This is a genomic window from Sporosarcina sp. P19, assembly GCF_002743165.1.
Classification (GTDB): domain Bacteria; phylum Bacillota; class Bacilli; order Bacillales_A; family Planococcaceae; genus Sporosarcina; species Sporosarcina ureae.
Genome location: NZ_PDYR01000001.1, coordinates 162,074 through 176,859, shown reverse-complemented (window position 1 = coordinate 176,859; position 14,786 = coordinate 162,074). Strand labels below are relative to the sequence as shown.

At 40.2% G+C, this 14,786-nt stretch carries 12 protein-coding genes; 4 read left to right on the top strand and 8 right to left on the bottom strand.

Annotated features, from left to right (window positions below; all coding sequences use genetic code 11):
* Positions 1 to 76: 76 nt before the first annotated feature.
* The 3 genes from CSV74_RS00860 to CSV74_RS00850 all read right to left on the bottom strand — a co-directional run bounded on the left by CSV74_RS00860 (position 77) and on the right by CSV74_RS00850 (position 3,285).
* A complete protein-coding gene (locus tag CSV74_RS00860; protein WP_099690264.1) occupies positions 77 to 649 on the bottom strand; it encodes an SCO family protein in 573 nt (190 codons plus the stop codon).
* Positions 650 to 721: 72 nt separating this feature from the next.
* Positions 722 to 2,482 carry a GMC family oxidoreductase gene (locus CSV74_RS00855; protein WP_099690263.1) on the bottom strand — a complete coding sequence of 587 codons (1,761 nt, stop codon included), beginning with the start codon at positions 2,480 to 2,482 and terminating at the stop codon, positions 722 to 724.
* Between the two features lie 23 nt (positions 2,483 to 2,505).
* Entirely contained in the window at positions 2,506 to 3,285 is a 780-nt protein-coding gene (locus CSV74_RS00850) for a gluconate 2-dehydrogenase subunit 3 family protein (protein WP_099690262.1), read from the bottom strand.
* 358 nt (positions 3,286 to 3,643) lie between these two features.
* Here CSV74_RS00850 and CSV74_RS00845 point away from each other — a divergent pair, with 358 nt between their 5' ends.
* From CSV74_RS00845 to CSV74_RS00830, 4 genes are all read left to right on the top strand, one after another.
* Entirely contained in the window at positions 3,644 to 4,084 is a 441-nt protein-coding gene (locus CSV74_RS00845) for a cell wall hydrolase (RefSeq protein WP_099690261.1), read from the top strand.
* A gap of 238 nt (positions 4,085 to 4,322) precedes the next feature.
* Positions 4,323 to 5,489, top strand: a complete 1,167-nt coding sequence (locus CSV74_RS00840; RefSeq protein WP_099690260.1) for an alanine dehydrogenase — start codon at positions 4,323 to 4,325, stop codon at positions 5,487 to 5,489.
* 21 nt (positions 5,490 to 5,510) lie between these two features.
* Positions 5,511 to 6,893, top strand: coding sequence for a sodium/glutamate symporter (locus CSV74_RS00835; RefSeq protein WP_099690259.1), 1,383 nt, complete (start codon positions 5,511 to 5,513; stop codon positions 6,891 to 6,893).
* Between the two features lie 235 nt (positions 6,894 to 7,128).
* Positions 7,129 to 9,714, top strand: a complete 2,586-nt coding sequence (locus tag CSV74_RS00830) for a CBS domain-containing protein (RefSeq protein ID WP_099690258.1) — start codon at positions 7,129 to 7,131, stop codon at positions 9,712 to 9,714.
* A 100-nt stretch (positions 9,715 to 9,814) separates the two neighbouring features.
* Here the strand turns inward: CSV74_RS00830 and CSV74_RS00825 are convergent, their stop codons facing one another.
* Genes CSV74_RS00825 through CSV74_RS00805 form a run of 5 tightly spaced genes read right to left on the bottom strand, consistent with a single transcriptional unit; the run spans position 9,815 to position 14,766 of the window.
* Positions 9,815 to 10,756: a hydroxymethylglutaryl-CoA lyase gene (locus CSV74_RS00825; RefSeq protein ID WP_099690257.1), complete on the bottom strand. Its 942-nt coding sequence runs from the start codon at positions 10,754 to 10,756 to the stop codon at positions 9,815 to 9,817.
* Between the two features lie 14 nt (positions 10,757 to 10,770).
* A complete protein-coding gene (locus tag CSV74_RS00820) occupies positions 10,771 to 11,985 on the bottom strand; it encodes a CaiB/BaiF CoA transferase family protein (protein ID WP_099690256.1) in 1,215 nt (404 codons plus the stop codon).
* A gap of 17 nt (positions 11,986 to 12,002) precedes the next feature.
* Positions 12,003 to 12,617 carry a flavin reductase family protein gene (locus tag CSV74_RS00815; protein WP_099690255.1) on the bottom strand — a complete coding sequence of 205 codons (615 nt, stop codon included), beginning with the start codon at positions 12,615 to 12,617 and terminating at the stop codon, positions 12,003 to 12,005.
* 55 nt (positions 12,618 to 12,672) lie between these two features.
* A complete protein-coding gene (locus CSV74_RS00810; RefSeq protein WP_099690254.1) occupies positions 12,673 to 14,004 on the bottom strand; it encodes an MmgE/PrpD family protein in 1,332 nt (443 codons plus the stop codon).
* An 18-nt stretch (positions 14,005 to 14,022) separates the two neighbouring features.
* Entirely contained in the window at positions 14,023 to 14,766 is a 744-nt protein-coding gene (locus tag CSV74_RS00805; protein ID WP_099690253.1) for an IclR family transcriptional regulator, read from the bottom strand.
* Positions 14,767 to 14,786 lie beyond the last annotated feature (20 nt).

Sequence of the window (14,786 nt, the reverse complement as noted above, 5' to 3'; positions counted from 1 at the left end):
TTAACCTTACAAAAAAGGCATTCATTTACTCTATATCAGAGTAAAGAATGCCTGTTTACTTGCATGAACAAAAACTCTACTTCCCTAAAACCTTCTTCACATCCGCCACCAGCAAATTATTGTCCGTATCGCTCATACCGTTATACTGCTTGACGATCTCTCCGTCAGGATTAATTAAATAAAAGAAAAAACTATGCGATCGCTGGTCAAGTGCTCCCTTTTCCAGTAAAGCTTTAAACGTATGAATCGATAGATCTTGAATTTCTTCAAAATCATAACCCGTTAAAAACGTCATCGTCTCTAGGTCAACACCATAGTCCTTTGCATATTCTCGTAAAACTTCTGGTGTATCATTTTCCGGATCAATGCTGAATGAAATAATACGAGGTGTTAAACCGTCATTTTTTAATTCTTCCTGAATACCGACCATATTAGCCGTCGTTCTCGGACAAACGGTCGTACAGTGCGTATAAGAGAAATAGGCAATCCACCAATCGCCTGTCAAATCATCCAAGCCCAGTGTATTCTCGTCTTGTGTAGTGTAGTCGAAATCTGGTATCTTCTCTGACATATTCGTTTCGATTGTATTATTACAGGCACTCAGAAAAAGAGCGACTGCCAAAAGTATGAGGACGGATCGTATAGTCATAGGCATCTTTCCTCGCTTTAATATATATGAAAGAAAGGAGAGAGGTTGTGATCCCTCTCTCCTCTTGTCAAATTATGCTTTTGCTGTTTCCTCTATTTTAACCAACTGGCCTCCACCGTTCTCTAAGAACTTAATCATACCTTCTGCGGCACGATACGCTAGAGCGCCAACTGTTGCTGTAGGATTGGAGCTACCCATAAGTGGGAATGAAGAAGCCCCCACTACGAATAAATTATCCATATCCCATACTTGTGAATAGTTATTTACAGCAGATGTTTCAGGATTGTCTCCCATCACTACACCGCCACCTGTATGGTCAGATAATGACGTCTTATCAAATTCCGTTTCCTCTGTAATTTCAGGAACATTTATATGATCCGCACCCATTTGCTCCAGTAACTCTTTTCCTCTTTGGTGGGCATATCTGACAATGTTGCGGTCTTGATCATGGAACTTGCTCGTGACACGCAGTAATGGATCGCCGAATATATCCGTATACGTCGGATCCAAGTCCATATAGTTTTCGCGCCAAGCGAGGGCACCGTTTTGTTGCTGAACGTCTATCCGACGGTTCGCATAGAAAATGGACTTGTCCTTGAACTCTTTCCCCCAAGATGGAACACCTGCCGGAACATGGTTATTCGTAATCGGTCGATCTCCTCTTTGAGACGTACGCAAACAGAAACCATGCAAGAAATCGAGTTTCGTATGATCGAGTTGCTCCACGTTGAAATCGTCCATCGTCACGCCAAGTGCGCCGGTACCTGCATAGCGGTTGAATTTCTTCTCATCAAAGAATCCACGTACACGCGTATGCGTCAAGTTCCGTTGGTGAGCAGTCAAGTGGCTTCCAATCACGCCTGTTCCGTCTTTCGGATTGTATGGCTTGCTGATTTCGGATAACAGCATGAGACGAGTATTGGTGAAGGTAAAGCCGGCCACAACGACAATATCTGCCGGTTGAATGAACTCTTCTCCTGTTTCCGTATCTACATATTTAATACCAACCGCTTTTCCGTTTTCATGTACAATCCGAACCGCATACGAATTATTGCGCAACTCATAATTACCGCTTTTATGTGCTGTAGCTAAAACCGTAGCAATTGGATCCGCTTTCGCCCCAAAGTCACAGCCAAACGCTTCACAAAACGCACAGTACACACATCCGTTGATCGTCTCTCCGTCCGGATTCGTATACGTCTCGGATATGTTAGCAGAAGCTATACGGTACGGATGATAGCCTAGTTCTTTTGCCGCTTTCGTAAAGGTACGAATGATATCCGTTTCTTTCATTGGGGGTGTCGGGTAATCATCCGAACGCTGACCCGGTCGCAATGGATCCGGTTCACCAGAAATACCAGCTGTTTTTTCAAACTGGTCGTAATACTTCTCTAGTTCATCATATGTAATACCCCAATCTTGGAGTTGCATATCTTTTGGAATGATTTTTTCTCCATACTTTTCTACCGTCTTCGTATGCATTTCGAAATCCGTTGGAAGCCAACGATATACCATGCCGTTCCAGTGAACACCTGAACCACCAGTAGCTGTACCATTAATCGCATTCGTATCGTTACTTCGGTTAGGAGTCGCCGTCTCATCCAGCGTATTGCGGATTGTCAACGTTTCTTTGTTCAACTCTTGGAACATGAGTTTCCGCACATCGTAGCGAAGTTCATCTTTTGCACCGACGAAATCTTCTCGCTTCTGCGCTTTCCCTCTTTCTAATCCAACTACCTTATATCCTTTTTTCGTTAATTCAGCTGCTGCAATACCGCCTGCCCAGCCTGAACCTACGACGACTGCATCTACTTTATCTAATGTTTTTACCATTCTGTTCTCCCCTTTCCTATAAATTATTTAGGTTGATAGTCTGTCAGGCTCACTTGATCCATTTTCACGAACTGATCTTCTTCTATCATATGGGCATATGATGCGATAGCACCTGGATATTCTTTCATTTTCCAACCTTTCATATCTCGATTGCCTCCATATAACGGATCACAATACGCGCCTTCAAGTGTAGTAGAACGCAATAAATTAAAGAATCCTTTCGAACTAATGCCTTTGACTTCCACTTTGTCATCTGCAAAGTCCGTCATGATTTCTAATTGCTGATCTTCCGTCGCTTTAACGAAATTCGTATCAAATCGTTTTTGACTCTCGGCATCCATGGTACGTAACCCATTAATGAAAATCTGCCCGCGATCAAGACTAGAGTCAGAGGCTGCTGCTTTAGAACCTATAAAAGGACCTTGTCTGTAATCGCCTACATTGGATCCATAAGGACCTGCCAACTGTTTATCGATATAATAAGGAACGCCTAATTCAATCGCTCCTGGACCGTTATCATCCTCAGGGAAGATTCGCTCAACGGCCTGCTCCAAAATAGCAAAATCGGCAATACGCGTGAAGTACATACGCGCTTCTTCATATCGCTTTTCTTTACCGCTTCCTTTATCCGCAGCGGTATTCGAGTTAGTATCATTTTTAGAACGATTGCTAAACAGACCGCCGAGTAACGCACCACCGGCTACACCTCCGACAGCAATTCCTGTGTTTTTGACGAAACTGCGGCGTCCCGGATCGGAAACTTCATTTGTATTCTTCGGGTTGTTCGAATTATTATCAGCCATTAGCTTGTCCTCCTTTTTTATGTAAATAAGTCAACACTATACTAGCGATGCATACTGGAATATACTTGCAACCATTAGAATGGTATATGTGTATGCAATGAAGAGATCATTATGTATTTGTTCGCAATGCTAGTAGAAAAAAGAATATTCAACTCTCCAGTAAGTTGTAAGAATAATACTTTATTAAGGAAATGTACTGTTCCATGCACAGTGTACGACCTTTATCTGTATTTTTCAAACTATTAAACTTTACCCTGTTATTAGAGAAAATAACACTATGATTAGGTCGAGTGTAATTATTTTTTAAAACGTAACATCTCTGCCCCTTGTTCTCATACACTATAATGAGGTGAAAAATATGGCGAGAGTAAAATACAGAGATTCAGATGTCTCATTAATGGCTAGAATGATGAGAGCCGAAGCCGAAGCCGAAGGAAATCAAGGAATGTTATATGTCGGAAATGTCATCGTGAATCGTGCAATTGCCGATTGTCTGGACTTTAATGATGTACGGTCCATATATGATGTGATTTTCCAAATACAAGGGAATAATTATTCATTTGAAGCGGTACAAAAAGGAAACTTGTTCTATCAACGAGCGCGAGAATCTGAAAAAAGATTAGCTGAACGAACTCTCACTAACTGGCGACAACATCCCGCTCACTATGCACTATGGTACTTCAATCCATATGCACCCTGCCCCCCTACTTGGTATGGTCAGCCATTTACCGGGCAATATAAAAACCACTGTTTCTATGAACCGCAACCCGGAACGTGCGATAGTGTGTATATGGGTTGAAATACAAAAAGCACTCGATTCCTCATATGACAGGAGATCGAGTGCTTTTATTGATTTCACTAGGTATTATACAGCTAGCCTCATACATTTTTATACATCAAACACTACACTATGCATAGGCTTCGCCGTTTTCATTTACTTCAAAAAACTTACCGAAAATTCTGTCGAAGATTAGTGTATTATGATAATCTTATAGATGTGTACTATACGCACCCATTATACTGTAGGAGGAATTTTTATGATATTCGGTACGCTGAAAGATCGAAAAGTTGGAGAGTATAGAGTAATTGCTACACCGCTAGAAGTCGGTACAATAAAAGCCGATGGTCACAAGGTATTGGTTGAACGGGATGCAGGAATCATGGCTGGATTCAGTAATGAGGAATATGTAAAGCAAGGTGCTGAAATTGTTGAAACAGCAGAAGAAATCTATGAAAGATCTGATGTGTTAGCAAAAGTTAAAGAAATAGAAGAGTCAGAGTATGACTTATTGAGAGAGAATCAAATCATTTATACATGCATCCATCCCGCAGCACACGAGCAACAAGTGCAAGCTATTTTAGACAGTAAGTGTATTGCGTTTACCGCAGAAGATTCACATCGTTACGGATCCGTTAACTGTGAAGCAGCGGGCAAACAAGGTGCTTTAATGGGTTTGCAGTCTATGATGACTATCAACGGCGGAAAAGGCAAATTCGTTAGTGGACTTGCAGGTGCTCCTGGTATGAAGGTTTTAATTCTCGGAGGAGGACTAGTTGGTAAATCTGCTTTACAAGTTCTTCATTCATTAGGTGCATGGTGTACAGTTATGGATATAAATTTCAAAACATTGCGTGAAATTGGTCAATTGTATAATGAAACCGTAAATACTCAACTCTCTACTAAGCAAAACATCGCCAATTTACTTCCTGAAATCGATATGGTGATTAACTGTGTCAAATGGCCAAAAGGAAATACAGATTATTTAATTGACCGCGAAATGCTTCACTTAATGGAGAAAGGTTCAGTCATCGTCGATATTAGTAACGATACAGATGGTGCAATCGAATCTTTCCGTGAAACGACTCATGAAGATCCTACGTATATCGAAAGTGGTATCGTACACTACTGCGTCAGCAATATACCAGGAGCTATCGCAAGTTCTACTTCCACGGCTTATGCAGCTTCAGTATTAGGTCATTTACGATCCATTTTAAATTCAGGCGTTCAAGAAGCTTGTATCAAAGACGGCTACTTAAGACGTAGTCTCACAGCTTATAAAGGTTTCCTAACACATGAGGAAACAAGCGCGGTGCAAAATCGCCCATGGATTAAACCTGAAGTCGTTTTACATATTGAAAGTGAAAAACTCGATCCCGCACCTCCTGCTACTTCATCCAGATCAACTAACTTTATTAAAATTTAATAGAAAATGGGGTATGCATAGATGACGCTCTACACATTATTAGTTGACTTAACATTTGCCAGTATACTTATATTCATAAGTATGTTTTTACGTTCTAGAGTGAAGTTTTTGCAGCGTAATTTCATTCCCGCAAGTTTATTAGCAGGATTTTTAGGTCTAGCACTTGGACCAGGATTTCTAAATCTCTTGCCTTTCTCAGGTGATATTGGATCATATGCAGGCGTCATTATTATATTTGTCTTTGCCTCAATAGGAATCAACGGGTTTTCTTTCTCGACAGGCAATATGAAGAAAGATTTAAATCGAATGGGTGCTTATGCGTCATATAAAATCCTAGTCATGTGTATTCTGATTGCGGTTCCTGTCATATTCTCCATATTATTCATCTCCAGCTGGATGCCTGATATCAATTACGGTTTCGGACTGTTGCTAGCTGCAGGATTCTACGGCGGCCATGGTACAGCAGCTGCTGTAGGGACTACATTTGAAAATTTAGGTTTTGCCGCAGCTACAGATTTAGGAATGACAGCGGCTACAATTGGAATCTTAGCAGGAATTTTCGGCGGATTGCTTTTCATTAAAATTGCTACAAAAAAAGGATATACTCATTATGTAAAGGACTTTTCAAAGATTTCAGAAGATATGAGATCAGGTTTAGTGAAGTCTACTAACCGAACTTCAATGGGTGACGACACCATTTCACCTGTCGCATTGGATCCGTTAGCATTTCATCTTGCTTTGATCCTCATTCCATCCGGCTTAGGCTATTTACTAAATGATTTTATTGCTCGCACTTGGGGACTCGACTTCCCTACCTTTACCATCGCATTTATTGTAGCGTTGATTATGTATATAGTATTAGGTAGAGGTAAAAAAGGAGTTTATAAATACGTAGATGAAAGAGTGATAGGTCGACTAGGTAGCTCAGCGACCGATTATCTTGTATTTTTCGGAGTTGCATCGATCAAACTACCTGTTATCGTGGAGTACGCCTTACCACTCGGTCTCTTAATGGTCTCAGGTATCCTGATTGTCACATTGTTACTATGGTTAGCCGGACCTGCAATGAACTATGAAAGTTGGTTCGAACGTTCCATATTTATTTATGGCTATGCGACAGGTGTTTTTGCAATTGGCTTAACTTTATTGCGCATTATCGACCCTGAAAATAAATCGAAGACATTAACAGATACAGCGATTGTCGGTCCACTCAACACGCCAATTGAGCTATTCGCCTGGTCTGCAGGGCCTGCTATGCTTTTGGGTGGACAGCATTGGACCTTCGCAGGTATTTATATCGCAATTTCGATCGTCTGTATAATCGTATCGTTCAAATTTAAATGGTGGTATTGGAAAGTGCCACTTAATACACGACCAGAAGCTTCTACACATGTTAACGAGTAAATTAAATGCGTACGTTTCGGAATAACAGCTCAATATGAAGATTCACTACTCCTTTTTAACTGTAATATCCGACTAAGCACGCCCTCATATTCATTTGAATTTTCTGTATAAAAATGATACACTTTACCTATCAGAACTATTACACACAAAGAGTAACTACCTACACTTAATCCAAGCTGAGGTGGTTACTTTTTTCTATTACATATATTATGGGATAAAACTGGAGGTACGATAAGTGCAAATTATTACATCTCACGTCAATACCGACTTTGACGCACTTGCTTCGATGATCGCAGCCAAAAAACTGTATCCAGACGCACAGCTAATTATTTCAGATAAGCTGGAAAGCCGCGTACAACGTTTTTTAAATATTTATCGAGACGTCTTCGACTTTGTTCCGAGCGCTCATGTGGACTGGGAACAAGTCACGGAAATGATTATCGTCGACGTTGCATCTTTATCTAGAATAGGCAAACTTCCTGACGATTTCGATGCATCTAAGCGAAAAATTATCGTCTATGATCATCACCAAAAAAGTGAAAACGATGTGCAGTATGATGAAGGCCTCGTGGAATTAACTGGCGCTGCAGTTACGCTACTTATTGAGGAAATACGTAAACAGAATATAGCTATCTCCAGTTTTGAAGCGTCATTATTTGGACTTGGTCTGTATACAGACACAGGGAATTTTACATATGCAAATACGACCGTGCGGGATATGAAGGCAGCTGCCTATTTACTTGAACAGGGAATGAGCCTAGAAATGGTCGGTAGTTTCGCGGAGGAGACGTTAACATCCGAACAGCAAGATTTATTGGATCAGCTGCTTACACATACAGAAATTCATGAAGTCGACGGTCTGGAAATTGCGATAAGTACGCATGAGTTGGATCATTTTGTGAACGGCCTTGCCTTGATTACAACAAAGGTCTTAGGGGTTAAAGGAACGGATGCGGTGATAACCGTCGTGAAAATGAAGAATTCCGTGTTCATAGTGGGTCGGGCAAACTCAGAACGCATCACATTGCAACCCATTCTAAAAAAACTTGGTGGTGGCGGTCATCAACACGCCGGTTCCGCTACGGTGAAAAAAGGAGATAAAGAAGCGATTCTTGAAGACATCAATAGCAGTTTGGAAACAATACTGCGGCCAGCGATTACCGCAAAAGAGTTGATGACCTCTCCCGTTAAAACACTGACACCCGATACAACGATCGAAGAAGCGGGGCGTCGCATGTATCGCTACGGACACTCGGGCTACCCGGTTGTCGAAAATAAAAAACTAGTCGGCATTATTACTAGACGAGATCTCGATAAAGGGAATCATCATGGACTCGGACATGCGCCTGTAAAAGCGTATATGACGACTAAAATGTATACCATTGAGCCTGATACATCACTCGAAGAAATCCAAGAGCTTGTCATTAAACACAATATCGGTCGCTTGCCTGTCATCGAAGACGGAGAAATCGTTGGCATTGTGACTCGATCGAATATTATCCAAGTTCTCTATAGCGATATGATGGGGGATAAAAAAACAGAAGACACTCCACCTTCCAATGAGATCATTAATAAAATGCAAAAGCAACTGCCAGGAGAAGCTCTCCAGTTGTTGAAAGAAATTGGAGAAACAGCCAGCCGCATCGACATGCCTGTCTATTTAATTGGCGGGATTGTCCGGGATATTTTATTGGACAAGCCGAATTTTGACATCGATATTGTGGCAGAAGGTAATGGAATCGAATTGGCGAATAGCTTGATGGAAACACATGGTGGCGACGTCTTGGAGCATGAAAGCTTTGGCACAGCGACATGGAATACGCCATCCGGTCTGTCGATCGATCTCGTGTCGTCTCGACTCGAATATTACGAACAGCCGGCCGCTTTACCCGAGATTGAGACATCCGTTCTTGAGGATGATTTGCAGCGACGTGATTTCACGATCAACGCCATGGCCATCCGTCTCAATGCCGAAGCGTTCGGTGAATTGATTGATCCGTTTGGTGGACAGAATGATCTACGCGAGAAGAAAATCAAAATACTTCATAATATTAGTTTTGTCGAAGACCCTACTCGGATCTTCCGAGCGGTACGCTTTGAACAACGTTTCTTATTTTCGATGGATGAACAGACGGAAAAATTGGCACTCGAGTCTATCGATAAAGTGATCCATTTATCTCCACAACGCATAAACGAAGAGATGATTCGTTTGTTTACGGAAGGCAGTCCGCAAGAAGTCATCCGACGCCTGTTCGAACTGAATGTTTGGCAACAGTTCGGTGTACATGAAAAAGAGTTGAATGCATCGGTTGCTACGGCTGAACATCTAGAACAGATTTACAACGAACAGGTGCGTAAGATTACGAATTTACAAATCGCTGAAAAACCTAGCTGGTTCAATTACTTTTTACTACCCTTCTATTGTAATTATAGCTTGTATGCCGCAGAAAAATTTACGTTGCGAAAAAACAGAAAAAAGTTATTGGAAGAAATCATGGCGTTGCAACGACATGAACAGTGGAATGAATTCACACAAATTGGCGACTATCATCTATTTTTACACGACTACTCCGATGAAGCTATTTTGTTTATCCTAGTGGCTGATCAAGTGCCACATCAGGAATCCGTTATGGAGTATTTATATCATCGCAACAAACTACAAAACTATTTGAATGGCGGCGATTTAGTCAAAGCGGGACTCAAGCCAGGTCCAACTTTCTCTAAAATCTTGCTACACTTGGAAGTGAGTCAACTTAATGGAGATGTTTCTTCAAAAGAGGAAGCCGATCAGTGGTTGGAAAAACATTTGTGTAATCTATAACTATTCAACTATGGAAAAAGCATTCTTGCGCTCCAGAGAGCAAGAATGCTTTTTAAATACAAGGATATACTATCAGAAAGGTTTCTAGTTCTACATAAGATTAATCACCTAGTTTTTGTTGTTTACCAGGTGCAATATGGAGATCTGAACATTTACCAGCTTTCAGAATAAAGCTGTTAGAATAGCTCGGAAAGTTTGTTTCTAATGTTCGTGCTTCAGTTATGATAGCATCCAAATCTAGATTCGTATGGATTCCCATTTCTTCAAAGCCGTGAACTATATCTTCCGTTGCAATATTCCCACTTGCATTTGGTGCATAAGGACATCCACCTAACCCAGCTAATGCACTGTCAAAATCGACAATTCCTTCTTGGTAACCGGCTACCGCATTCGCAAATGCCATACCTCTTGTATTGTGTAAATGAAGTGAAAATTTGAAGTGTGGAAATTTCTCCTTTAAGCCATGGATGATACGTTTAATACTTTCAGGATTCGCCATACCTGTTGTATCTGCCAATGAAATTTCAGTAATACCATATTGTTCATATCGATCGCATATTTCAATATGACGGTCAATCGGAACATCCCCTTCATAAGGACATCCAAATGCTACTGATATTGAACCACTCACATGTACAGTCGTTCCTTGCGACCTGTCAACGAGCAGATGAAAGTCTCGCATTGCATCAAACGTTTTCGCATTGGCATTATGCAAGCTGTGTGCGTCTGTCGCGGAAAGCATAAGTTTTGCCTTATCCACTTTTGCTTCAATTGCTCTATCCAATCCTCTCAGATTAGGCACTAATGCACGCAATAATACACCTTCAGGACGATCGATTCCACGCAATACTTCATCTGCATCTTTCATTTGTGGTACGGCTTTTGGATGTACAAATGATGTTACCTCTACTTGTGGAAATCCTAAATTAATAATGCGATTAAGAATTTTTATTTTTTCTTCTGTAGGTATGAATTGAGAAATGCTTTGGAAACCATCTCGCGGACTAACTTCAGTAATCCTTACTTCTTTAATGTCGCCCATTAATAGATCGCTCCTTAAATAATCTTTTTGTTCTTCAAATCCTCAATTTCTTCTTCCGTTAAACCTATGATTTCTATTAGTACTTCTTCATTGTTCGCGCCCAAGTCAGGACCAATATTTCGAATAGAACCTGGTGTTTCAGAAAACTTCGGAACAATACCTGGCATTTTCATTTTCCCTAGCCTCGGGTGCTCCACTTCTACAATGTTTTCTCTAGCCTTAAATTGTTGGTCGTTAAAAATATCTTCAATACTATTGATAGGACTAATTGGAACACCAAAATCATCCAAGTGCTTTTGCAGTTCGTCTCGATTTTTCGTCTTTACCCAATCCGCCACAATCCCATTCGTTAGTTCAAAATGCTGTAGACGAACGGCATTTGTATGAAAACGCTCATCTGTTAGCATATCTTTTCGATCCATTGCTTCTGCAAGACGGTCAAATGTACGGTCAGAACTAGTTACTAGAACAACCCAATGACCATCTTTCGTTTGAAAAGTGCCGGCTGGACTTGAATGTCCACTTAGACCTGGGGAACGTTCTTTTATGATACCGTTTTGGTCATAATCCGTTACTAGGAATTCCATCATTCTAAAAACAGTCTCATATAAGCCCATATCTACATACTGTCCAACCCCATCCTCTGTCGCATCACGGTGATATAGCGCCGTAGTAGTAGCAAACGCTACATGAATACCTGTGATGTAATCAACCAATGAAAATGAAGGACTAATCGGCGGACGATCAGTAAAACCATGTAAATATGTAAACCCACTAAATGCAGTAGCAGGAGTACCAAAACCAGCTTTATGTGAGTAAGGTCCTGTTTGTCCATAACCTGTAACACGAATCATAATTAAGTTATCATTCACTTTTTTCAGGTCTTCATATCCTACATTCCAGTTTTCAAGTGTTCCTGGTCGGAAATTTTCTATGACAACATCAGATTTAGCAACCAACTGCTTCAAAATGTTCTGACCTGCTTCATCGTGCAAATCTAAAGTTAATGACTTTTTATTTCTTGCCATCGTTGGCCAACGTAAAGGTTCATCACCCTTAAACGGTCCCATCCCTCGAAGCGTATCACCTTTACCCGGCATTTCAATTTTTATCACTTCCGCACCAAAGTCACCTAGCAATGTTGCTCCATAAGGCGCTGCAATCATTGTGGAAAGATCCAATATACGAATACCATCCAATGGACCCTTTTTTTCTGTTTGATTCTTCATTGCACATACCTCCATTTTTATACTTCTTTCTTTCTCCAGTCCAATCGATCCAACTCAAATAGACTTGTTGTTTCGGTATACCACTTGCCACCCAGACGCCCTACAGCTTGCAAATCCTTCATAGAGATTCTGTCATCATCAATCAATTCGTCCTCCACTGTAATATATTCTACTTTTCCTATTACTAAGCTATGTGGAGATGATCCGATTTCAATTACTTGGTCCAGCGTGCACTCTAAATGAATGGGAGACTCTTTGATAGATGGAGGCTTAACAAAATGAGATCGAATAGGTGTTAACTTAGCACTTTGCATTTCATCGATTTCAGGCTCGTAATCTGGTGAAGTTTCATTCATTTGCTTAACAGTCTTTTCAGTTACTAAATTAATCACAAATTCCTTTGTGTTTTCAATATTGACGATTGTATCTTTCTTCTCGCCTTTTCTTCTTTCAACTGCAAAAATTACTAAAGGAGGCTCTATCGAGACACCAGTGAAAAAGCTGAATGGAGCCGCGTTTACAATTCCTTGGGTGTCTATAGTAGTTACCCATGCAATAGGTCTAGGTACGATACAGCTTGTTAATAGGCGGTATTTGTCACTTTCATTTAACTTACTCATCTCATATAGCATGGACAAACTCCCCCCGTCTGCATAGTTCCTACATTTTTTATTTGTTAAAATTATGTTAGATATAAAGATAATTTAGTAGGTCGTCCATATTGTCTTTATTTTCTATATCAGTAATCCAGTCAATAATTTCATCCTGTCTGGGAGACGAGATGAACGGGCTTGTATTACTTTTAAATTTATCAATAATATCCTGTCTAGTCATCTGGCTTCCTGGCGCGCCATTTGCATTGTCAAGTCGTTGTCTTAACGATTCTCCAGAGTGCAAAGTTACCAATATTTCAACTGGCATAATTGAAGGATAATCCCTGTCAAATTCGTCTGATTGAACTACTTGTATCTTTTTAGCTGTTTCTTTAATTGCTAGTTCATCTAGAATATTTTCATTAAAAACTGTTTGATCAGTCTTTTTTTTATGCAGCCATATTGATAATGCATAGGGGATACTGAATTTTGCGGACAAAGTGTTACCACATTCCCTACTATCAAGAGTAGAAGCTCTCGTGTAGGTAGTGACAGTAACGCTTTTTATATCTGATGGTTGTATATCATGTTCTTTTACAATCATTTTAAAAGCATCCAATGGTGCATGTACATAACGACAAAATGCATGCGTTTTAAAATAATTACGATTGATATCCCAATCAGAATTACTAGAACTATTAAAAGAGGCAAGGTCGAAATCTCTACCAATAACTTGACTGAACACATATTCCATATTATGCTTTGGCGCATAATAGCCTGCTTTCAATAGTGAAGCGACTTTTATACCAGATTCAATTGATTGCCCAACGTAGACATTACGGATGAATGCTCCCTCAATTGCAGCATTCCACATGGTCGGCATTGCAAATGAAGCACTGATATTTAAACCATCCAACATTTCTCTTACCGAAACGTCATCCATAAATAAAATACTCGCTGCAGATCCGGCAACCCCCCAAGTCCCATGTGCATGCGCGTCTGACAATAACGTGGTTGCTCTGCCAAAGCGCGAACATACTTCATAGGATCTTATGAGATTATAGACAAAATCCCTTCCTGAGTATTCCTTTTTTGTTTGTACATACGTAAGCATTGCTGGAACGATATGAGCTGCTGGATGACCTTTACTAAACTGATTACCTTCATCAAGCTCCACAGCGACCGTCGCTACACCATGAATGAAAGCAGCCGAATTTAAATTAACTGTCTTTTTCGTACCAATAATTTGATATGTACCTGGATTCATTGGTTCAACTTCGTCCAGAAGCCGCTCTGTACTTGAATCGTAGACACCTATAATCATTGCACCTATTGTATCGATTAGTACTTTTTTTGCGGATTCCATTGTTGTCTGATCTATATCTTCAAAAGAGTAGTCAGTCACCCTTTGGATAAACATTTCCATAGAATCTCTCCTGAAAAATTATTTAGAGTATGAATAGCCTAGATTTTTAGATATATCTTTTGCAGAATTTATCAGTAAGTTAATGAGGAAACTTTCGCGCTCTTCGGATAAACGCTGGATAGGTCCTGCTAATGTAATGCTACCGATAGTCTCGCCATATACATCAAACAAAGGAGCGGCTATAGCAAAACTCCCTGGTACCCTTTCACCTTTTGTAAAAGTATAACCATGTTCCCGAATTCGTATGAGGTCCTCCCTTAACTTCTTCTGTGGTTTTCCCAGTTCCTTTTCAATTCGAAGTACTTTCTCTTCCATCTCATTATCGGGAAGATTCGCCAAAAGGATTTTTCCTGAAGCACCTAAATGAATAGGATGTCGATCCCCAACTCTGACAAAGTTTCGTACAGCTAACGTACTGTCGATTTTTTCTATACACACTCTACTTAAATCATCAATAATATTTAGCTCAATTGTTTCAGACGATTCTTTCGCCAACTCTTTCATGAAAGGCAATGCAACTGAACGAAAATCTAATTGGCAATTAAAGATACTTCCAAGTCGAAAGAATTCAGCACCTAATGAATAACGGTGATTCTCTGGGTTTTTAGTGATAAATCCACCATTTTCTAACGTATTCAAGATTCTAAAAATCGTACTTTTAGGAATATTGAGGGCTTCTTCTATTTCACTTATAGCTAAACTGGTCCGTTCCATCGTAAACAAGGAAAGGATTTCAAACATTTTATGAAAAGATTTAATCACAGTCACTTTGCCTCCTTACT

What these genes read in the sequence shown, in the direction of transcription:
- CSV74_RS00860 (WP_099690264.1), bottom strand. Translation starts at nt 649, where the DNA reads ATGACTATACGATCCGTCCTCATACTTTTGGCAGTCGCTCTTTTTCTG.
- CSV74_RS00855 (WP_099690263.1), bottom strand. Translation starts at nt 2,482, where the DNA reads ATGGTAAAAACATTAGATAAAGTAGATGCAGTCGTCGTAGGTTCAGGC.
- CSV74_RS00850 (WP_099690262.1), bottom strand. Translation starts at nt 3,285, where the DNA reads ATGGCTGATAATAATTCGAACAACCCGAAGAATACAAATGAAGTTTCC.
- CSV74_RS00845 (WP_099690261.1), top strand. Translation starts at nt 3,644, where the DNA reads ATGGCGAGAGTAAAATACAGAGATTCAGATGTCTCATTAATGGCTAGA.
- CSV74_RS00840 (WP_099690260.1), top strand. Translation starts at nt 4,323, where the DNA reads ATGATATTCGGTACGCTGAAAGATCGAAAAGTTGGAGAGTATAGAGTA.
- CSV74_RS00835 (WP_099690259.1), top strand. Translation starts at nt 5,511, where the DNA reads ATGACGCTCTACACATTATTAGTTGACTTAACATTTGCCAGTATACTT.
- CSV74_RS00825 (WP_099690257.1), bottom strand. Translation starts at nt 10,756, where the DNA reads ATGGGCGACATTAAAGAAGTAAGGATTACTGAAGTTAGTCCGCGAGAT.
- CSV74_RS00820 (WP_099690256.1), bottom strand. Translation starts at nt 11,985, where the DNA reads ATGAAGAATCAAACAGAAAAAAAGGGTCCATTGGATGGTATTCGTATA.
- CSV74_RS00815 (WP_099690255.1), bottom strand. Translation starts at nt 12,617, where the DNA reads ATGCTATATGAGATGAGTAAGTTAAATGAAAGTGACAAATACCGCCTA.
- CSV74_RS00810 (WP_099690254.1), bottom strand. Translation starts at nt 14,004, where the DNA reads ATGGAAATGTTTATCCAAAGGGTGACTGACTACTCTTTTGAAGATATA.